This is a genomic window from Acinetobacter sp. DSM 11652 (genome assembly GCF_900109815.1).
In the GTDB taxonomy this organism is placed as follows: domain Bacteria; phylum Pseudomonadota; class Gammaproteobacteria; order Pseudomonadales; family Moraxellaceae; genus Acinetobacter.
The window spans coordinates 220,373-241,088 of the sequence record NZ_FOBK01000004.1 but is presented as its reverse complement, the minus strand read 5'-3'; the positions used below and the strand labels follow the sequence as shown (position 1 = coordinate 241,088).

The window sequence follows — 20,716 nt, the reverse complement described above, 5'->3', positions numbered from 1 at the left end:
GGACTTTTTACGCGTTTCAGATGAATTACAATCAATTAAGCAGATTTAGTATCTAAAATCTTTAAATCGACCTTTTCTTCAACTTGTTGTTCTTGTTTAGGTTGGCGCTCAGTTCGATATTCTGGTTCAGCATTTTCATTGATCACAGCTTCATTGATCACAACAGTACCAATATCAGAGCGACTTGGTAAATCGTACATCGTATCGAGTAAGACGTTTTCAAGAATTGAACGTAAACCACGTGCACCTGTATTACGCTCAAGTGCTTTTTTCGCAACAGCTCGCAATGCTGAATCTTCAAATAATAGATCAACATCTTCCATTTCGAACAAGTATTGATACTGACGCGTTAATGCATTTTTTGGTTCAGTCAAAATTTGCATTAATGCTTCTTCGTCCAATTCTTCGAGCGTTGCAATCACTGGCAGACGACCAATGAATTCAGGGATTAAACCAAATTTCACAAGATCGGCAGCTTCTACCTGACTAAATAATTCAGATAACTTCTTAGAGTCATCTTTAGTCTTCACGTCAGCAGTGAAACCAATTCCACCTTTTTCTTGACGCTGTTGCACGACACGCTCCAAACCAGAGAATGCACCACCGCAGATGAACAGGATATTAGACGTATCAATTTGAATGAACTCTTGCTGTGGATGCTTACGACCACCTTGAGGTGGAATTGAAGCTACCGTGCCTTCGATCATTTTTAAAAGCGCTTGTTGAACACCTTCACCTGAAACATCACGTGTTATTGAAGGATTTTCAGACTTACGGGTAATCTTATCGATCTCGTCGATATAAATGATACCCTTCTGTGCTTTCTCAACATCGTAATCTGCTTTTTGTAGCAATTTTTGAACGATATTCTCAACATCTTCACCAACATAACCAGCTTCAGTTAATGTCGTTGCATCAGCCATCGCAAATGGCACATCTAATAAGCGCGCTAAAGTTTGCGCCAACAAAGTCTTACCCGAACCTGTTGGTCCTATGAGTAAGATATTGCTTTTAGCAAGTTCTACACGATCTTCTGACTTTGCAGTTGATTGAGTCACTTTAAGACGTTTATAGTGGTTATATACCGCAACAGAGAGCGTTTTTTTCGCAGTGTCTTGACCAATCACATATTGATCTAAAGCTGCACGAATTTCATGCGGCTTAGGTAATGGACGAGTTGCCCATTCACCAGTTTCGACTTGCTGGCTCGTCTGAACTAAATCTAAGCATACATCTACACATTCATTACAAATGTAAGCGTCCTCGCCTGCAATGAGTTTACCCACTTCAGACTGCGTTTTACCGCAAAATGAACAATGCTTTTGTCCTTGAGGATTTTCAGACATCTTCACTCCAAATAAATTTCTATGCTTTACAGCTTAAAGTTGCGGACGTTTCGTTAAAACTTCATCGACCAAACCATATTCTTTTGCAGCTTGAGCGGTCATAAAGTTATCACGGTCTGTATCACGTGCAACAGTTTCATAATCTTGGCCACTGTGTTCAGCCATTAGACGGTTCAAACGCTCTTTAATAAATAGAATTTCACGTGCATGAATTTCAATATCTGAAGCTTGACCACGGAAACCACCCAATGGTTGGTGAATCATAACACGAGCGTTTTCTAAGCAGTAACGTTTACCCTTAGCACCAGCATTCAATAAAAAAGCGCCCATTGAGGCTGCTTGGCCCATACAATATGTCACGACATCTGGTTTGATGAATTGCATCGTATCGTAAATTGCCATACCCGCAGTCACTGAACCACCAGGTGAGTTAATGTACAAATGAATATCTTTTTCTGGGTTCTCAGCTTCTAAGAACAACATTTGCGCAACGATTAAGTTCGCCATATTGTCTTCAACTTCACCCGTTAAGAAAATTACACGTTCGCGTAAAAGACGCGAGAAAATATCAAAAGAACGCTCACCACGAGATGATTGCTCTACGACAACTGGAACCAAAGCATTATCAATTGTTGGAACATACATACGTTATTTATTCCTGAATTTTTTGTCACTCAATACATTTTCACAATATGAGGGATAATTGTCGAAAATGCAAAATATTCACCATTAAATATCAGATATTTTTTAATTAGGCTTTGTGAATACAGGACAAGTTGATCCATATTTTTTTACAAGAAAAAAGGCGCGTTAAGCGCCTCTTCCTTCGGATAACCGATTAGCCTTGTTGACGAGCTTGTTGCTCTTTCAACAATTCTTCATAGCTAACAGCTTTATCAGTTACTTTAGCAGACGCTAAGATGTGATCTACAACTTGGTCTTCTAAAACAACAGCTTCGATTTGTGCACGTTGTTGCTTATCATTTTTGAAGTATTCAATAACTTCTGTAGGATCTTCATAAGAAGTCGCCATATCTTCGATATAAGCTTCTACACGTGCTTGATCAACTTCGATTTTTGCTTCAGCAAGAATACTGCTCACCAAAACACCTAATTTTACTGATTTTTCAGCTTGGTCTTTGAATAATTCATCTGGAAGCATGCTTGAATCAAATGCTTTAGCGCCTTGAGCACCAAACTGTTGAGTAAACTGTTGGATCATTTGTTGACGTTGACGGTCAATTTCTTGAGACAACATAGATGCAGGTACTTCGATTTCATTTGCAGCTACAAGCGCATCAAAAGTTGCACCTTTCACTTGATTGCGAAGACCGTTTTTCACTTCACGTTCCATATTTTTGCGAACGTCAGCTTTTAACTTCTCAACACCTTCTTCTTCAGTTAAACCAAAGATTTTTAGGAATTCAGCATCTACGTCAGGAAGCTTTTGTTTTTCAACAAGCTTAACTGTGATTTTGAATTGAGCTGATTTACCTGCAAGGTTTTCTGCTTGGTAATCTTCAGGGAAAGTTACATCAATTACTTTCTCTTCGCCTTTCTTCATACCAACGATACCGTCTTCGAAGCCAGGGATCATACGACCAGAACCTAATACAAGTTTGAAGTCTTCAGCAGAACCACCTTCAAATTTTTCGCCGTCAATAGAACCTTCGAAATCAAAAGTAACTTGCATGTCTTTTTTAGCCATGCCTTTTGTTTCAGTCCAAGTCGCGCGTTGCTTTTGAAGATTTTCGATCATTTGATCTACATCTTTATCATTTACTTCAGTAGATTTACGTTCAACTTCTAAACCGTCAAACTTAACTGAAACTTCTGGGTAAACTTCAACAGTTGCTTCATAAACTAAAGCATCTTCTTTGTTTTCAACTTTTTCAATGTTAGGCATGCCTACAGCATTGATTTTCTCTTGTTGAATTGCTTCGAATACTGTGTCACGAATAACATCATTTACCACTTCTTGGTAAATGCTCGCGCCGTATTCACGACGAACAACATTTAAAGGCACTTTACCTGGACGGAAGCCGTTGATCTTAACTGTTTTAGCAGTACGTTTTAAACGAGCTTCGAATTGCTCATTAACACGGCTCGTCGGTACAGATACATTTAAACGACGGGCTACGCCCGAAACCGCTTCAGAAGTTACTTGCATGGCTTCCTCGATATAGAAATAGTAATTGCAATTTTTAAAGTGCCACATTATATGACAACAATCAAAGATATACAAAATACCTTTTTCAAACCATCTTTTTTATGAACCTGAGAATATTTTTTTGCTCACAAGGTTTGACCATATTCAATTCATCTTTCTTAATTATTGTTTGTTTTTTATTGCAAATGATAAAGTTTATCATTAATATTTGCATCAAATTTGATCATGCCCTCAAGCATCACTCATACCAGCGGAAGAACATAATATGAGTAAGTTTAAGCTTCAACCTCTTACAGTTGCATTATTCGCTTTGTCTAGCGGTGTAACATTTGCAAATACCACAAATGAAAGTAGTGCTCATCAACTTTCGACAATTGTCGTTTCTGCTGCGGGTTTTGAGCAGGATATTAAAAATGCACCTGCATCTATTAGTGTTGTAACTAAAGAAGATATTGAAAAGAAAAATGCGACAAGCATCGCTGATCTTTTATCAGATGTCCCTGGTATTGATATTCGTTCTGGAGTTGGGAAAACATCTGGCCTTAACGTTAAGATGCGTGGTCTTGGTAATGACTATAGCTTAGTTCTTATTGATGGACGCCGTCAAACAACCTCATCAGATGTAACACCTAATGGCTTTGGTGAAACCTCTAATAGTTTTTTACCGCCTCTAGCCGCTATTGAGCGAATTGAAGTTATCCGTGGACCAATGGCTACTCGCTATGGTTCAGAAGCAATGGGTGGTGTGATCAATATCATTACTAAAAAAGTTGCAGATCAGTGGTCAGCAAATGTCACAACGAGTGGCAACATTATGGAAAGTAATGCTGAAGCAGACTCTTGGAAATCTAGTTTTGTGATTAATGGTCCACTTATTAATGACCGCTTAGGTTTACAATTAAGAGGTAGCTATTTGGATCGTCAACGTTCTGAACGTATTGTTGAGGGTTCGACTAGCCGTGATCCACGCCCAAGTAAAGCAGATAATTATGATTATGGTGCAAAATTAGACTTTAAATTAGATGAACAAAATGCTTTATGGATCGATGGTTTTTATTCTAGCCAACGCTATGACAACACAGATCAACGTTTAGGAAACTTTATTTCTCGTGGTGGTATCGCAGGCTATAACGATGAGCTTGAGTTCAATCGAACTCAATTTGCACTTGGTCATGATGGTAACTATGATTTTGGTTTGTGGAAAACTTATCTAAGCCATAACACAACAGAGACCCAAGGTCGCACCATTCCAACAGATGCATTCCCAGAGTTAGCAGGTCAAGCTCGAAAACTCGAAAATAAAGATCTTGTGATTGACTCTCATATTGTTGCACCAATCAAAAGTCATAAATTGACAGTTGGTACTGAATACAAAGATACAACCATTGCAGATGATATTGCAGGTATAGGAAAAGAATTTACACAGGATACTTGGTCTCTCTACGCTGAAGATGAATGGCAACTCAAAGACAACTTATTTTTCACATTCGGTGGTCGCTTCGAAGATCATAGCGGATTTGGTGGACAATTTAGTCCGCGGGCTTATTTAGTTTGGAACACCAATGATGCACTAACGATCAAAGGTGGCGTAAGTACAGGTTATAAAACACCATCCGCTAAGGATCTTTACGACGGAATCAATGGTTATAGTGGTCAAGGTGCTACACCGAGTCTTGGAAATCCAGATTTAGATCCTGAAACATCAATCAACTATGAGCTTGGATTTAATTATCAACCTTCTGATAATTTTAACCTTACAGCAACTGCATTCTTCAATGTTGTTGAAGACAAGATCGTTTCTAGAACGTTCAGTTGTAACACCAATGATTGCTCTAATCTTAGTGATAAAGCAACTTCTTATAGCAAGAGTTTCAACACGGATGAAGCAGAAATTTATGGTTTAGAGACATCCCTAAATTATCAAATTATTCCAGAATGGAGCTTAAAAGCGGCTTACACCTATACCGATTCAGAAATAACTAAAGGTCAAGACAAAGGATATGCTTTAGAGTCTACTGCGAAACATTTAGCTAGCCTAACATCAACTTGGCACATTAATGACTCTTTAGACCTATGGTTACAACATGAATATCAATCTGGTCGTCCTCGATTTACTAGTGAACCTACAGACGCTGGCTCAATTAGTATTTTGGAACAAACCAATAACGAATTTTCTGGTTATAATTTATTTAATCTTGGTGCAAGTTATCAACTGAACGATAAAATTCGTATTAATGCTGCAGTAAACAATCTATTGGATAAAGACTTTACTCAAAATATGGAATATGTAGATATTAACGGCGATCTTCAACAAGCTTATAAATATCTTTCAATTGGACGTAGCTCTGAAGGCACATACTTAGCTGGTCGTAACTACTGGTTATCTATTTCATATGATTTCTAATTCTAGGTAGATTCTCTCTAGCAAAACCCTGCGCTAGCAGGGTTTTTTATTTTATTAAAATTTAATTCCCTATCAAAAATAGCCATACAAAAATGTAGAAACTTTAATTTTTCCAATATTATTTAAATTCATTTACTTATACATAAAATATTACATTATTACATTTAAGCTTCCGTTATTTAGTTTAACTTAAATCGCAAATATCAATTTTAAGACCCGTTAAAGCTAAAAAAGAATCATTATTATTCTCAACCTGAAAACAAATTCATATCAGGTTGAACATGGCCTTTATCACGACACGTAAAAAAATCGTTTCATCTGCAATAGCAACGTCATTGGCTGTTATTTCAGGTCAAACTTTCGCACAAGAAGATACAGCGCATTTAGAGACAATTAAATCAGAGGCTCAATCAGAGCAGTCATTTAAAGTCGACAAATCCTCAAACGCTAAATACGTTGCTCCCCTACTCGATACTCCCAAATCAATCTCTGTTATTTCTCAAAAACAGATACAAGATACTCAAGTGACTACGCTGTCTGATGCTTTAAGAACTGTTCCAGGAATTACACTTGGTGCGGGCGAAGGTGGCAACCCAAATGGTGACCGTCCATTTATCCGTGGTTATAACTCTGAAAGTTCAATGTACGTTGACGGTGTGAGGAACTCTACTTCTCAAAACCGAGAAATGTTTGCCGTTGAACAGGTTGAAGTCACCAAAGGCTCCGCCTCTACTTTAGGTGGTGGAGGTTCCACGGGTGGTAGTATTAACCTAATTTCCAAATTAGCCAAATCTGGAGATGCTTTCCAAGGCTCTGTTGCTGGCGGTACTGATGCTTATGCACGTATCACATTAGATGCAAATAAAGATTTTGGGAATGGTATTGCGACTCGTGTCGTGGCAATGGGTCACCAGAATGAAAAAGCGGGACAACATAATGGCGCTGAATATGAACGTGCTGGTATTGCACCAAGTATTAGCTTTGGGTTAGACACGCCCACTCGAGCGACACTAGCCTACTACTACCTAAAGTCTGATGATAAGCCAGATTCAGGTATTCCATATAAATACGACACTGACAGAAAAGCGACCGTCGGCTCACCCGTTGATGTTAAACAGGGTACATACTACGGTTGGTTAAATCGTGATTTTCAAAAGCAAGAAAATCAAAGTGGGACCCTTAAGCTAGAGCAAGATTTTACCGAAAATCTAAGCTTGACGAATACTGCTGTCTATAGCAAATCAAAAAATAATTACTTATGGACTCAACCAGATGACAGTCAGGGCAACGTCGCAAATGGAAAAGTTTGGCGTCGTCTAAATACCAACCTAACAACCACTGACAGTTTTACAGATCAACTCGCATTAACAGGTAAATTCCAAACAGGCATCATAAAACATAATTTCAATTTGGGTGCTGAATACAGTAAACAAGATTCTGAACGCGGCACAAACATTGTAACCGACCCTAATACCACGTTAATAGGCGGTAGTGGTGCTAATAATGCATGCTCATTAAATATTTCAAATGGTTGGTGTACTGATCTTTATAACCCCAATTCGAATGATGCTTGGCTAGGTAAAGTTCAAGCGAATCCAAATGTCATGATGATCAAATCTGAAACACAATCAGTATATGCCCTAAATAATATTGAGCTTAATCCTCTGTGGCTCCTTGACCTTGGTATTCGCTGGGATGAATTCAAAACTGAAATGAAATACAATCAAGATACTGGTTCAGGCACTTCAGCAATTCAAGCAGGAACAAAATATAATTCAAAACACGATTTCTTCAATTATCAAGCTGGATTAACTTTTAAACCAAGAGAAAATGGATCAATTTATGCAAGCTATGCGACTTCAGCTAATCCCGTTGGAATCGATGCTGGTAATGGTTCAGAAGGGTTAAGTGTCCCAGGACGAAATACGACTGATGCACAAGCAAGAGCAATTAACAACCTCAAACCTGAAGAAGTCAAAACCTATGAAATCGGAACCAAATGGGACCTTTTGAATAACAGAATTAATCTTACAGCTGCTATTTTCCGTACAGAAAAAGAAAATACTCGCGCTTTAGATAGTGATGGATTTACAAGAAATATTGGTGAGACACGTGTTGATGGCCTTGAATTAGGCTTAAACGGCAATATCACAAATAAATGGGCTTTATCTGCAGGATACACATATTTAGATAGTGAAATTGTTGATGCAGGTTATGTCAAAAATAGCGATGGAAGTTATTCGGCTAGCCCAACTAATGGTAACCAAGTCCAAAATGTCGCAAAACACTCTGCCACTTTGTGGACAACTTACCAAGTTCTCCCTAAATTACAATTAGGTGCTGGTGTTTTAGCTATGGATCGAGTGTATGGAGATGCTGCAAATACCAAATTTGTACCAGGCTATGTGCGTTATGACGCCATGGCTCGCTATCAAGTAAATTCAGATATTGATCTTCAATTGAACGTCAATAATCTCTCAGATACACGTTATTTCACGAAAGCTTATGCTTCGCATTATGCAACTGAAGCTGAAGGTCGAAATGCTGTATTGTCTTTAAATTTCAAATTTTAATTTCATTTCAGCATAGCTCTATACAAGCTATGCTTTTCATCACCTAAAGCAGTGAGTGATCGTAGTGATTCATCATATTCCAAATATTCTAAGCCCCGAACAAGTTCGATATTTTCGTGAAGAAATGTCTAAAGTAGATTGGGTCAATGGAAAGGTAACAGCTGGAACACTCTCTGCAACAGTGAAACATAATCATCAACTTTCCAATGATCATCCCCTGACCAAACATCTAGGTGATATTATTTTAGAATCCCTAGGTCAACATCCTTTATTCTTATCAGCAGCAATTCCACTAGATATCATTCCCCCTCTGTTTAATCGCTATGAACAGCATCAATCATTCGGTTTTCATGTCGACAATTCGATTCGCAGAGTTCAAGGCTCACAAGAACGCTTGAGAACAGATTTATCTTGTACCTTATTCTTGAGTGATCCGCACGAATATGACGGCGGTGAATTAGTCATTGAAGATACTTATGGATATCACGAAGTCAAACTCCCTGCAGGAGATTTGATACTTTATCCATCTACTAGCTTACATGAGGTCACTTCTATCCAATCGGGTTGTCGCTTGGCATCATTTTTTTGGGTACAAAGTATGATTCGAGATGATTCAAATCGACATATGTTATTTACTTTAGATCAATCTATTCAGCAACTTCGTATGGCATTAGGAGATCAACATGAGCAAGTCATCAAACTCACGAGCCTCTATCACAATTTAATTCGAAAATGGGCAGAACTCTAATTTATTTTTCATCGTTAATTTTTATAATGAAAAATTTTATTAAAAAAAAATATATTGTGAAAAAAAATTTCACATTCATCATACTTTGATCTAAATCAGGGAATAATTCTCTTGAAGATCGCACTATAATAAAAGAAAGAATTTACAAGCACTGTGACGGTATAGCTAAGCTCTATATATTCAAAAGATTTTTTAGAGAATTCAGCAAAATGATGCAGTAAGCCACTTGTAAATTGATAGAATAGACACAATCGATATAAATAGCGCAGTGCCTTTACACAAGACCCAAGCATGTTGTGCTATGAAAGGAGTTATCTCATGATGTTGGCTGATCCAAGCAAAAAATACCGTCGCATGTACCAACGTGTAGACTTACCTGACCGTCAATGGCCAAATAACGAAATTAATAAAGCGCCTATCTGGATGAGCACCGACCTTCGTGACGGTAACCAAGCTATTTTCGAACCAATGAACATTGAACAAAAGTTCAAGATGTTCCAAATGTTGGTGAAAATTGGTTTCAAACATATTGAAATTGGCTTTCCATCTGCCTCACAGATTGATTTTGACTTCACCCGTAAATTAATCGAAGAAAATCATATTCCAGATGATGTATATATCGAAGTATTAGTTCAAGCTCGTGATCACTTAATTCAACGTACATTTGAATCATTACAAGGCGCAAAACGTGCAATAGTGCATATCTATAATTCAAACTCACCAACATTCCGCCAAAAAGTATTGAATGTTGATGTAGCGGGTGCGAAAGCTTTAGCGGTGAATGCGGCTCAGAAAGTGAAAGAGTATGCAGCGCAATATCCTGAAACTGAATGGGTGTTCCAATACTCTCCTGAATGCTTTACCGCAACTGAATTAGAAGTTGCAAAAGATGTCTGTGATGCTGTCACTGAAATTTGGGATGCTCGCCCAGATAATAAAGTTATCTTGAATTTACCCGCAACTGTTGAAGTTTCTGGGCCTCATATTTACGCTGACCAAGTTGAATGGATGCATCGCAACTTACAACGCCGCGATGGTGTCATTATTTCTGTACACTGTCACAATGACCGTGGATGCGGTATTGCAGCATCCGAGTTAGCGATCATGGCTGGTGCTGATCGTGTGGAAGGTTGTGTATTTGGTAATGGTGAACGTACAGGTAACGTTGACGTTGCAGCGATTGCATTAAATATGTATACCCAAGGTGTCGCTCCAAATCTAGATTTTTCAAATATTAATGAAATCATTTCTACTATTGAAGAATGTACAGGTATACCCGTTCATCCACGTCATCCATATGCGGGTGATTTAGTATTTACTGCATTTTCTGGCTCACACCAAGATGCGATTAAAAAAGGCTTTGAGTTCCAGAAAAACGAAGAAATTTGGGACATGCCTTACTTACCAATTGATCCTAAAGATTTGGGACGTGATTATGACGCAGTCATTCGTGTCAATTCACAATCAGGTAAAGGTGGTATCGCATACTTGTTAGAGTCGAACTACAACGTCGTATTACCACGTCGCTTACAAATTGAGTTCTCGCAAGTCGTGCAACAGGTAGCTGACGAAGAAGGCGTAGAAGTTTCTGCTGAGCAAATTTGGAGTTTATTCCAAAGTACATATGTAAATCAGAAAGATAAACATTATGTCGCGCAAAACTATCGATTATCTGATGAAAATGGCAATCAAGTCATTGAATTAGATATTGAAGTCGGTGGTCAAGTTCAACATCTACGTGGTGAAGGCAACGGACCAATCTCTGCAATTTTAGATGCTTTACAGTTGCCAATCGATGTTGTGAACTATGAAGAACGTAGCATTGGTTCTGGTGCAAATGCTAAAGCGTTGGCACTAATTGAACTTCAAGTCAAAGGTACAGGTAAATCAGCATTCGGTGCTGGTGTACATGACAACATCGTGACTTCATCTATTGAAGGAATTATTGCATGTACAAATCGTTTAATTGATCAAGGTGTTTTGAGCACAGATCAAGTGATCGCTGCGGCAGTATAAATATTAGCAATAATATTTAGCACGAAAATGACTTTAGAAGGATACCCTCAAGTGGTATCCTTTTATTTATTCATACTTAAGATTTTAGGCGAATTTATCCTGTGTCTTTTCCAGCTGACTCAGTGGGCATTGTTGTTCCACAAAAGTTCCAATTTGAAGAACCACTCGCATTAGAATGTGGCCGCGTTTTACCACGTTTCGAATTGATGGTCGAAACTTATGGCACACTCAATGCAGATAAATCTAATGCAATTTTGATCTGCCATGCGCTTTCTGGTCATCATCATGCTGCTGGTTATCACCATGAAGATGATAAAAAAGCAGGTTGGTGGGATGCTTGTATTGGGCCAGGCAAAGCAATTGATACCAATACATTTTTTGTGGTGGCATTAAACAATATTGGTGGTTGTAACGGATCAACAGGACCAACCTCCCCAAATCCTGAAAATGAAAATCGTCCTTATGGTCCAGATTTTCCATTAGTGACCGTGCGCGATTGGGTTAAAACTCAAGCAATGCTGTCTGATCGTCTTGGTATCACTGTTTGGCACTCTATTATTGGTGGCTCTTTGGGAGGCATGCAGGCACTTCAGTGGTCTGTAGATTATCCTGACCGATTAAATAATTGTGTCATTATTGCCAGTGCACCTAAACTTTCAGCGCAAAATATCGCGTTTAATGAGGTCGCGCGCCAATCCATTTTGTCTGATCCTGATTTTCATCATGGTCGCTATTTAGAAAAAGACAGCTATCCTAAACGTGGTCTTATTCTAGCGCGGATGGTAGGTCACATTACCTACCTTTCTGAAGAAGCCATGAAACAAAAATTTGGTCGTGATTTAAAATCTGGCAAATTTATGTATGGTTTCGATGTTGAATTCCAAGTTGAAAGTTATCTTCGCTATCAAGGTGAACAATTTAGTCGTAACTTTGATGCGAATACCTACTTGATCATGACTAAAGCTTTGGATTACTTCGATCCTTCTCGTGAGTATGAACAATCTTTAGTTAAAGCAATGTCGAATACAAAATGTAAATTCCTTGTGATTTCATTTACTACGGATTGGAGATTCTCTCCTTCCCGATCTGTTGAGATTGTGGATGCATTGATTACCAATCATAAGCCTGTGAGCTATGTTGATATTGATGCAGAACAAGGTCATGACTCGTTCTTGTTCCCTATCCCTTTATATGTCAAAACTTTAAGGGCTTTCTTAGGTGGTATAGACCATCTTGCTTCAACCCCTAAGGAGACCGTGTAATGCGTATCGATCAGAAGCTTGCAGAAAAATGGATTAAACCTGATTCAAGCATTTTAGATCTTGGTTGTGGCGATGGTGAGTTACTGGCTCATATGAGCAAAAAGCACAACATTCGTGCATACGGATTAGAAATCGATCAAGAAAAGATTGCAATTGCAGTCAGTCGAGGGTTAAATATCATCCAACAAGACTTGAACCTCGGTTTGGGACGCTTTGCAGACCAGTCATTTGACTATGTTGTCATGGCACAAGCTTTGCAAGCTGTAGATGCACCTGATGTGCTTTTGCGCGATATGGTGCGTGTTGGGAAACAAGCAATTATTACTTTTCCTAACTTTGCACACTGGAAAACACGCTCTTTCCTTGCTTTAAAAGGGAAAATGCCTGTTTCGGATGCCTTACCCTATATGTGGTATAACACTCCAAATATCCATCTGTGCACGTTTAAGGATTTCGAAGCACTTTGTGCTGAGAATCAAATTAAAATTATTGACCGTTTAGCCGTGAATGGGAATCAACAAGGGAGTTTGCTCAGCAAGCATATCCCGAACTTGTTTGGCGAGGTCGCGATTTATCGAGTGAGCGCTCTATGAAAAAGTTATTCTTAGGTACTTCATTATTTCTAGGGTTGTTGAGTTTCCAAGTTCATGCAGATTATGTACCTCAACAACCATCAACTTCTGCACTAGCTGCACAGTATTCACGTATGCCTGTATCGGAGCTGCAAAAAGCTGCTCGAGCAGGTCAACCGGCTGCCCAGTTTTATCTGGCAACACATTATCAACATGGTAAAGATGTTGCTAAAGACCTAAAACAAGCTTTCGTTTGGTATAAGGCAGCAGCCGATCAAGGTATTTCATCTGCTCAGCTGAATGTGGGTCGTATGTATGCTGACGGTATTGGTGTTGCTAAAAATGAAACCTTAGCTCGCCAATACTTCGAAAAAGCAGCAAGTCATGGTGACAATCGTGCAAGCTTCAATTTAGCCGTTATGGAAGAGCAAAAGAAAAACTATATGGGTGCTTACCAATGGTATGAGCTTTCTACACGTGATGGCATGTTAGATAATAAAGTGATCAATATGTCTGAGACAAAAAAGACGGCTTTGGCTGCCAACCTGACACCAGAACAAATTCGTACTGCACGTGATCGTGCTGATCAATGGATTCAAAGCCGTTAATTACGCTTATAAGTTTGAAGAAAGCACCTATCGGTGCTTTTTTTATTCGATCATCTTCTTCATTCTTATGAATTTCAGATCTTCGAATATGTCCACTTCACTCTGTGAAGTAAAACCTAATTTTTTATAAAAATGAACAGCCCCTATATGCGCATTGACTGTTATCTGCTGGATCTCCGTTTGATTTAATTGATCTAACACATAATTAAATAAAAGAGTTCCAACGCCTTGAAATTGCAGATTTGGATGAACAAAAAAATGAAAAATATGAGTGGGTTGTTTGTAAGCAATCATCCCAACAAGCGACTGCTTTAATTCTGCAACAAAGTATTTTATCTCTTGATGATTGATGTGCGATACAAGAGCTTATTTTGAAAATAGGGACTTACTTTTTGGTATTTCATCAAAGTGGTTCAAAGCTAAAGCAATACAGGACGCAATATTTTCAACATCTGCGATCTCTGCTTGACGAATATGAATGCTATTTAAATTTCTCATGTTTAATGATTGGTTATTTTAAAGATGAGTTCATCTGTATCATCGCAAATATCCGTTAGAATAGCTTCAAATTTGAAACAGAAAGTGATTCAACATGGCGTCTAAAGATTGGTTAGATCAAGGTACTTTGGTTTTAGCGAGCAACAATAAAGGGAAAATAGCTGAGTTCGAAAAGTTATTTGAAGAATTAAAACTCCCTGTTAACGTTGTGCCTCAAGGACAACTGAACATTGAGGATGCGGTGGAAGATGGGTTAAGTTTTGTAGAAAATGCCATTATCAAAGCACGACATGCTTCTAAGATTTCGGGTAAACCAGCTATAGCAGATGACTCAGGTATTTGCGTCCCTGCACTTGGTGGTGCTCCTGGTATTTACTCTGCACGTTATGCTGGTGAGCATGGCGATGATGCTGCCAATAATGCTAAATTACTGGCAGATTTAGCACCATTACGTAACAATGGTGACGTGATTGAAGGGATGTTTGTGTGTGTACTCGCCTTAGTTCAACACGCTGAAGATCCTTTACCTCAGATTTTCCAAGGAATCTGGAAAGGTGAAATTTTGGAAGTAGCACGTGGCAAAAATGGTTTTGGCTACGACCCACTGTTTTGGCTACCTGAACTCAATATTAGTAGCGCTGAAATGACCAAAGAAGACAAAAATAAGATCAGTCATCGTGGTCAAGCCATGCAGTTATTCAAAGCAAGCCTCGAAACGAACTAAACGATCAGTCCATGATAAACCATGGCAAATAAACCAATTGTCATGCAACTTACGATGGTACCCGCTGCGATATATTGGGCTGAAACACCTGTTCCTGAATAATGTGTTTCTAAAGCAACAATATTCGCTGCGGGTGGTAATAAAAAAAACATAGACATCAGTGCAATAACAACCAGTTCGTGAGGAATCGGTAGAAGAAAATAGGCTACCGCACAGCACACTAAACCAAATAGAAATTTAATCAAAGCAAGTTTTAAACTTTCAATTAAATCGGACAAGTGAATTTTTACTTGAGATAACCACATCCCAAGGATACACATCCCTGTAAAGGTCATTAACCACTTATCCAATATATACAATGATTGAATCATTGCATTCTGCTGAAAATGACTAACATTCCATAACGAAAGAAAACCAGCAACTAATAAAGCTAAAATCGGTGGAGAGAAAGTCAATTTTCTCAAAATCTCCATCGCAGACTGCTTTTCAGCACTTAATACGGTCACTGCACAAATATTACCAAAAATAGAGCCCCCGACATAAAGTGCAACCATAGGACTAGATGCTTGCGCACCAAAAATAGCGAATGCAAATGGAAAGCCAAGCCAAGCCATGTTCAGGTAACTGGAACATAAGGAGACTAATTTGTCTTTTGTACGGTAATAAACAAATAAATACAGCAAAAATGAAGCGATAAAACTAAATAACATCAACCATATACTGCCCTCTTGGTAAAACACCATATTGTAAATAATGATGAGAGGAATCAGCACTTTCGCCAACAACATCGCCATAAAGGGACGAATTTTTTGTAAATATTCTACGCCAAAATAGCCGATGAGAAAGGAGACTAGTGGGAGTAGAAGAACCATATTAAATATGAAATAGATTTTTTCTCATCTTAGCACAACATCTATTTCACTTCAGAATAAGTCTCTTGCACACATAAAAAATCCATGACTTCAAACTGAAATAATTCCGTCAACTTGCTGTCATAAAGAACTGTTGAAATCATTCAAGATCATTTTCAATAAGGAATATATCATGGCTGGATTATCAATTTGGCACGTACTTATTTTCGCAATTGTCGTTTTACTTTTGTTCGGTACGTCTAAGCTAAAAAATTTGGGTAAAGATGTTGGTGGTGCGGTTAAAGATTTTAAAAAATCAATTAAGGATGACGAAGACCAGAGCACATCTGCTCAATTAAAAGAACCACGCACGATTGAACATCAAACATCTCATGATTTGAACTCAACAGCGAAACATTAAAGGTAGGTAACAGTAATGCTGAATATTGGTATGGCTGAACTATTAATGTTTGGCATCATTGCATTGCTTGTTCTTGGACCTGAAAAGCTTCCTGAGGGTGCGCGATTTGCTGGTAAATGGTATGGCAAAATTAAGCGTATGGTCAGCAATGTACAAAATGATATTGATCGTGAACTAAGAATGTCTGAACTTAAAGAACAAATGCAGACTGAAATGAAGCGCATTCAAGAATTAGAAGAAAAAATGAAAGCGCAAATGCAGGAAATTGAAAAACACACAGTATTAAGCGATGAATATTTAAATCCACCTATCGATCAACAGGTTCTCTCTGAAACAAGATCTATTTATGTGTATTTAAGCGTTCAGCAAAGTACAGCAGTTCCTTTTAGAGGACACGCTACACCTAAGCAAAGTTTTATTCATATTCAAAATTCGGCGCAACACAATAAACCGTATGTAGTCTTAGCGGAGGCAGTATGAGTCACAATACTCTCCCAAATATCATCTCTTCAAATGAAGATAATCCTCAGCTTGAAGAAATGCCAATAACCAAGCATCTTATTATTTTAAGAAAATATTTATTTAGAATAGTTGGGGTCATTCTCGTTTTATTCTTTTGTTTATTACCATTTGCAAATCAAAGCTATCAAATGATGTCTGAGCCTCTTAGAGCTCAACTCCCAATAAATTCATCAATGATTGCAACTGATGTCACCGCGACATTTATGGCACCATTTAAGTTAAACTTCTTCGTTGCTCTAATGATCGCCATGCCATTTATCATTTATCAAATATGGGCTTTTGTCAGACCGGCGCTATATAAAAATGAGAAAGCTTTAGCTCTACCATTACTCATCGGAAGTATTACATTATTTTATGCGGGTGTTGCTTTTGCTTACTTTGTAGCCCTCCCTTCGATTTTACATTTTTTCATTAGCGTTGCACCTGAAACGGTAGCACCCATGACTGACATTAATAGCTATCTGAGTTTCTGTTTAAAGTTATTCTTGGTTTTTGGTTTAACTTTTGAAATTCCAATTGTGACTTTATTACTCATTATGATTGGGGTAGTTACCACAGAACAATTGGTTGAAAAAAGACGTTTTATTATTGTAGGTTGTTTCTTCGTTTCTATGTTTGTGACGCCACCTGATGCACTATCGATGATTATGTTGGCGATACCAATGTGGATGTTATTTGAATTGGGACTTTTCTTTGGAAAATTACTCGAAAATAGAAGAGCAAAGTCAATACTTTGATATTTTGACCCTTTTAAACATAGGCGAGTCTTAAGACTCGCCTTTTTCATACTCTTTAAATAAAAGCTTAATTCAACTGACATAAATCTATCATTTGATTGTCATGATTGCGCATTAAGTTGTTTGTGACGCTAAAAACTACCAAGCAAGATGCTAGGAACGAACATGACTGATTTAATACCTTTTAACGATGATTACGATAGCAATGATTCGGGGAATCCAGAATTTAACCATTTACTTGAAAAGCAAATTACGCGTAGAGATCTCATTAAGAAGACTGCTGGTGGTGCAGTAGCATTGACAGTAGCGGCTTCAGTCGCAGGCTGTAACAGTGACGACAATGACAATAACAACTCAAATCCTTCACTACCTGAATTCGACAAATCAAAAACGCCAACTGAACTAACATTTAAAGCGGTTGATAAAAATATTAAAAATGAATTCACAGTGCCTGAAGGATATGAAGCACGTGTTATTTATGCACTAGGAGACCCGCTTTTTGAAGGTATGCCTGAATGGGATGCAGATAATATTCCGAGTGGTGCTTCATTTACCATGCGTTCAGGTGAATGTCATGACGGTATGACATATTTCGGCATGAAAAATAGCCGTTATGATCAAAATGAGTCAAATGTAGGTTTACTGGTACTCAACCATGAATATGTAGATAACAAAGCAATTTTACATCCAGCGAATAATACCATTTCAGCGGATATTCGTTCTGAAGATGAAGCATTACGTGAAATCAACTGTCACGGCGTTTCAGTGATTGAAGTACAAAAAAATCCAACAACTCAACAAGTCACTCTAAATAAACGCTCTGTATTCAACCGTCGAATTACAGCTGCAACACCAATCGATTTCGCTGGTCCTGTAAAAGGGCATGAATTGGTGCAGACCAAGATCAGTCCAGAAGGCACATTTACATTAGGTACGATCAATAACTGTGGTAACGGTTATACGCCTTGGGGCACGTACTTAACCACCGAAGAAAACTTTAACCAATACTTTACTCGCGATGATAAAGATCGTTCTGAAAAGGATTTGGAGTCATTAAAACGTTATAAAATTGCTTCAAATAGTTCTTATAAGTGGCACACTGTTCAAGCACAACTGTTCCCTCAAGATGTCTATGAGCGCTGGTTAACCAAAGTCTCTGCATCTTCTGCAACTCAAGATTTTAGAAACTCACCAAATACATTTGGTTGGATTGTTGAAATTGACCCATTTGATGGTCGTCAGCGCCCAGTAAAACGTACAGCTCTTGGACGTTTCGCTCATGAAGATTGCCGTGTGAGTCGTGCCATTCCTGGGCAACCACTAGCCTTCTATATGGGGGATGACTCTCAAGGCGAATATATCTATAAATTTGTTTCAGATGCGGTTTGGGACCCTAAAGATATCAACGGCGGTTATGCTGCTGGTGATAAATATATGAATAACGGTAAATTCTATGTTGCTAAATTTAACTTTAATGAAGCAACTCAAAAGACGTCTGGTGAGTGGATTGAACTCAATATCTCCAATCCATTAATTGCTAGTTATTCAAAATACAAATTTACAGATCAAGCTGATGTATTGGTAAATGCCCGTTTAGCAGGTGATGCAGTTGGTGCAACCAAAATGGATCGTCCAGAATGGGTTGCAGTAAACCCAGAGAATGGTGAGGTTTATGTCACCTTAACCAATAACTCATTACGTGGAAGTGAGCATACGATTGATGCTGCCAACCCTCGTAATTATGCTGATAATGATAAAGGTGGTAGTCCTCGCGGGAATATCAACGGACATATTATTCGTTTCCGTGAAACTGGTGATACTGTTACAGCAAAAACATTTGTATGGGATATCTTCTTATTTGGCGCAGAAGAAGATTCACTTCCGGGTGTAAACCTATCTGGACTCACATCAGCAAATGATTTCTCAAGTCCAGATGGCCTATGGTTTGATCCACGTGGTGTCTTGTGGGTACAGACTGATGATGGCGCTTATACAGATGAAACGAATTGCATGATGCTCGCTGCACTTCCAGGTCAAGTAAGTGATGGTAAAGTGACTTCTGCAAATGCTGGTTCAAATAATGCCACTCAACTTACTCCTGCTGGCGCACAGCTTGATGATTCAAAGTTACGTCGTTTTTTAACAGGTCCTTCAGGCTGTGAAATTACAGGTGTAACGATGACACCAGACTATAAAGCAATCTTTGTGAATGTTCAGCATCCTGGTGGCACTTGGCCTGCAAATCACAGCAACACTATCAGCGGTGGTAAAGGTACACGTCCTCGCTCTGCGACGGTCGTGATTACACGTAAAGATGGTGGCGAGATTGTTGGGGAAAGTCTAGAAAAGAAAGAAAATCCTCCTGCTGCTTAATTCAAACATTGAAATAGAAAATGCCGACTACGATGTCGGCATTTTTTTTGAGAGATTCAGATCAATTTTGACTATGTGATTCTGATGCTCACCTTGTTGCGTTTTTTCAAGCCAAGTCCATTGGTTTCTTTTCAACAACAGGTAGTTTGAGCATCGTGTTCCATATATCGGGCTTTGTATAAAAGTAGAAGATAACAGCTGCTCCATTTCCACTGATATGCCCGTTTGAGGTAATAAGTCTAAATCAATTTTTCTTTCATCTTGTAAGATATCCCAAACGACATACTCTAAATCATACGCTTTTTGATCATTGGGATTTAATTGCAATAAGGGCAAGAACTCTTGTGTAAAGCGTTTACGCAAATGTTTGGTTTTTTCCCATGGATCACTTAATACACCATTGGAAACCACATATACACCTTTGGCAAGCACTTGTGGAGATTCACCACGATTACTCATATAAACCGCTTGATCAGAGGTTCCGATAAAAAGGTTAAATCCAGCGTAATCACATTGCTTTTTTTCTAATTCTTGGGCAAATCGGATCGGTGCTAATTCAGACTCCAGATATTGCTGAATGATATGTCCTCTTGAAGTTGGATATTTCTTCTTATCATTTGCATCACGGTAATTTGTCACAAGTGCCCAACGCCCTGCAGCAGTAATCCCCATCCATGTCCCACCAGATTGTAAATCTTGACCTGCAATAATTGGGCTATTTTCCCACTTATGAATTTGTGATGCAGGTCGGTGATAAAACTCATCCCGATTTGAAATTAAGCATAATGGTGTTTCATCCAACACTTGCCATGCGATTGCTACAATACACATCGTTGCATCCTTAGAACTTTACACATTGAATGTACAACATTTTTTCAGTCTTTCCGTTAG

Annotated in this window: 18 protein-coding genes; 12 read left to right on the top strand and 6 right to left on the bottom strand. The window is 38.5% G+C overall.

Going from position 1 to position 20,716, the window contains the following annotated elements; all coding sequences use genetic code 11:
- Nucleotides 1-35: 35 nt before the first annotated feature.
- The 3 genes from clpX to tig all read right to left on the bottom strand — a co-directional run bounded on the left by clpX (nt 36) and on the right by tig (nt 3,516).
- Nucleotides 36-1,346, bottom strand: coding sequence for an ATP-dependent protease ATP-binding subunit ClpX (clpX, locus tag BMW42_RS06140; RefSeq protein WP_035265272.1), 1,311 nt, complete (start codon nt 1,344-1,346; stop codon nt 36-38).
- A 33-nt stretch (nt 1,347-1,379) separates the two neighbouring features.
- Nucleotides 1,380-1,991 (bottom strand): ATP-dependent Clp endopeptidase proteolytic subunit ClpP, encoded by a 612-nt coding sequence (gene clpP / locus BMW42_RS06135; protein WP_035265270.1) that lies wholly within the window; start codon nt 1,989-1,991, stop codon nt 1,380-1,382.
- A 193-nt stretch (nt 1,992-2,184) separates the two neighbouring features.
- Nucleotides 2,185-3,516, bottom strand: coding sequence for a trigger factor (tig, locus tag BMW42_RS06130; protein ID WP_092766763.1), 1,332 nt, complete (start codon nt 3,514-3,516; stop codon nt 2,185-2,187).
- Nucleotides 3,517-3,781: 265 nt separating this feature from the next.
- On the opposite strand from tig, the gene BMW42_RS06125 reads away from it, so the two are divergent.
- From BMW42_RS06125 to BMW42_RS06095, 7 genes are all read left to right on the top strand, one after another.
- Nucleotides 3,782-5,920: a TonB-dependent receptor domain-containing protein gene (locus tag BMW42_RS06125; protein ID WP_035265267.1), complete on the top strand. Its 2,139-nt coding sequence runs from the start codon at nt 3,782-3,784 to the stop codon at nt 5,918-5,920.
- Nucleotides 5,921-6,201: 281 nt separating this feature from the next.
- Nucleotides 6,202-8,493, top strand: a complete 2,292-nt coding sequence (locus BMW42_RS06120) for a TonB-dependent receptor (protein WP_092766762.1) — start codon at nt 6,202-6,204, stop codon at nt 8,491-8,493.
- A gap of 64 nt (nt 8,494-8,557) precedes the next feature.
- Nucleotides 8,558-9,241, top strand: a complete 684-nt coding sequence (locus BMW42_RS06115) for a Fe2+-dependent dioxygenase (RefSeq protein ID WP_092766780.1) — start codon at nt 8,558-8,560, stop codon at nt 9,239-9,241.
- Nucleotides 9,242-9,559: 318 nt separating this feature from the next.
- Entirely contained in the window at nt 9,560-11,257 is a 1,698-nt protein-coding gene (leuA, locus tag BMW42_RS06110; protein WP_092766761.1) for a 2-isopropylmalate synthase, read from the top strand.
- A gap of 101 nt (nt 11,258-11,358) precedes the next feature.
- Nucleotides 11,359-12,519, top strand: a complete 1,161-nt coding sequence (gene metX, locus BMW42_RS06105) for a homoserine O-succinyltransferase MetX (protein WP_092766760.1) — start codon at nt 11,359-11,361, stop codon at nt 12,517-12,519.
- Complete coding sequence (metW, locus tag BMW42_RS06100) at nt 12,519-13,112, top strand: methionine biosynthesis protein MetW (RefSeq protein WP_092766759.1); 594 nt, start codon at nt 12,519-12,521, stop codon at nt 13,110-13,112. The genes metX and metW overlap by 1 nt, the downstream gene beginning before the upstream one ends.
- Nucleotides 13,109-13,699 carry a tetratricopeptide repeat protein gene (locus BMW42_RS06095; protein WP_092766758.1) on the top strand — a complete coding sequence of 197 codons (591 nt, stop codon included), beginning with the start codon at nt 13,109-13,111 and terminating at the stop codon, nt 13,697-13,699. Before metW ends, BMW42_RS06095 begins: the two co-directional genes overlap by 4 nt.
- 42 nt (nt 13,700-13,741) lie before the next feature.
- On the opposite strand, the gene BMW42_RS14955 is transcribed toward BMW42_RS06095, so the two are convergent.
- A complete protein-coding gene (locus BMW42_RS14955; protein ID WP_092766757.1) occupies nt 13,742-14,050 on the bottom strand; it encodes a GNAT family N-acetyltransferase in 309 nt (102 codons plus the stop codon).
- A 241-nt stretch (nt 14,051-14,291) separates the two neighbouring features.
- Here BMW42_RS14955 and rdgB point away from each other — a divergent pair, with 241 nt between their 5' ends.
- Complete coding sequence (gene rdgB, locus BMW42_RS06085) at nt 14,292-14,921, top strand: RdgB/HAM1 family non-canonical purine NTP pyrophosphatase (protein WP_092766756.1); 630 nt, start codon at nt 14,292-14,294, stop codon at nt 14,919-14,921.
- Here the strand turns inward: rdgB and BMW42_RS06080 are convergent.
- Nucleotides 14,918-15,793 carry a permease gene (locus BMW42_RS06080; RefSeq protein WP_092766755.1) on the bottom strand — a complete coding sequence of 292 codons (876 nt, stop codon included), beginning with the start codon at nt 15,791-15,793 and terminating at the stop codon, nt 14,918-14,920. The genes rdgB and BMW42_RS06080 overlap by 4 nt on opposite strands.
- 172 nt (nt 15,794-15,965) lie before the next feature.
- On the opposite strand from BMW42_RS06080, the gene tatA reads away from it, so the two are divergent.
- The 4 genes from tatA to BMW42_RS06060 all read left to right on the top strand — a co-directional run bounded on the left by tatA (nt 15,966) and on the right by BMW42_RS06060 (nt 19,825).
- Nucleotides 15,966-16,193, top strand: a complete 228-nt coding sequence (tatA, locus tag BMW42_RS06075) for a Sec-independent protein translocase subunit TatA (protein WP_035266725.1) — start codon at nt 15,966-15,968, stop codon at nt 16,191-16,193.
- Between the two features lie 15 nt (nt 16,194-16,208).
- Nucleotides 16,209-16,673, top strand: a complete 465-nt coding sequence (tatB, locus tag BMW42_RS06070; RefSeq protein ID WP_051586559.1) for a Sec-independent protein translocase protein TatB — start codon at nt 16,209-16,211, stop codon at nt 16,671-16,673.
- Nucleotides 16,670-17,452, top strand: a complete 783-nt coding sequence (gene tatC / locus BMW42_RS06065) for a twin-arginine translocase subunit TatC (RefSeq protein WP_092766754.1) — start codon at nt 16,670-16,672, stop codon at nt 17,450-17,452. Before tatB ends, tatC begins: the two co-directional genes overlap by 4 nt.
- Nucleotides 17,453-17,617: 165 nt before the next feature.
- Nucleotides 17,618-19,825 (top strand): PhoX family protein, encoded by a 2,208-nt coding sequence (locus tag BMW42_RS06060; protein ID WP_092766753.1) that lies wholly within the window; start codon nt 17,618-17,620, stop codon nt 19,823-19,825.
- A 27-nt stretch (nt 19,826-19,852) separates the two neighbouring features.
- Here BMW42_RS06060 and BMW42_RS06055 read toward each other — a convergent pair whose 3' ends face one another.
- Nucleotides 19,853-20,656 (bottom strand): NRDE family protein, encoded by an 804-nt coding sequence (locus BMW42_RS06055; protein WP_092766752.1) that lies wholly within the window; start codon nt 20,654-20,656, stop codon nt 19,853-19,855.
- Nucleotides 20,657-20,716: the final 60 nt, after the last annotated feature.

Coding starts and splice junctions, on each gene's coding strand:
- metW (WP_092766759.1), top strand. CDS start 12,519: ATGCGTATCGATCAGAAGCTTGCAGAAAAATGGATTAAACCTGATTCA.
- tatA (WP_035266725.1), top strand. CDS start 15,966: ATGGCTGGATTATCAATTTGGCACGTACTTATTTTCGCAATTGTCGTT.
- tig (WP_092766763.1), bottom strand. CDS start 3,516: ATGCAAGTAACTTCTGAAGCGGTTTCGGGCGTAGCCCGTCGTTTAAAT.
- BMW42_RS06120 (WP_092766762.1), top strand. CDS start 6,202: ATGGCCTTTATCACGACACGTAAAAAAATCGTTTCATCTGCAATAGCA.
- BMW42_RS06055 (WP_092766752.1), bottom strand. CDS start 20,656: ATGTGTATTGTAGCAATCGCATGGCAAGTGTTGGATGAAACACCATTA.
- BMW42_RS06080 (WP_092766755.1), bottom strand. CDS start 15,793: ATGGTTCTTCTACTCCCACTAGTCTCCTTTCTCATCGGCTATTTTGGC.
- BMW42_RS06060 (WP_092766753.1), top strand. CDS start 17,618: ATGACTGATTTAATACCTTTTAACGATGATTACGATAGCAATGATTCG.
- tatC (WP_092766754.1), top strand. CDS start 16,670: ATGAGTCACAATACTCTCCCAAATATCATCTCTTCAAATGAAGATAAT.
- clpP (WP_035265270.1), bottom strand. CDS start 1,991: ATGTATGTTCCAACAATTGATAATGCTTTGGTTCCAGTTGTCGTAGAG.
- tatB (WP_051586559.1), top strand. CDS start 16,209: ATGCTGAATATTGGTATGGCTGAACTATTAATGTTTGGCATCATTGCA.
- clpX (WP_035265272.1), bottom strand. CDS start 1,346: ATGTCTGAAAATCCTCAAGGACAAAAGCATTGTTCATTTTGCGGTAAA.
- BMW42_RS06095 (WP_092766758.1), top strand. CDS start 13,109: ATGAAAAAGTTATTCTTAGGTACTTCATTATTTCTAGGGTTGTTGAGT.
- leuA (WP_092766761.1), top strand. CDS start 9,560: ATGATGTTGGCTGATCCAAGCAAAAAATACCGTCGCATGTACCAACGT.
- BMW42_RS06125 (WP_035265267.1), top strand. CDS start 3,782: ATGAGTAAGTTTAAGCTTCAACCTCTTACAGTTGCATTATTCGCTTTG.
- rdgB (WP_092766756.1), top strand. CDS start 14,292: ATGGCGTCTAAAGATTGGTTAGATCAAGGTACTTTGGTTTTAGCGAGC.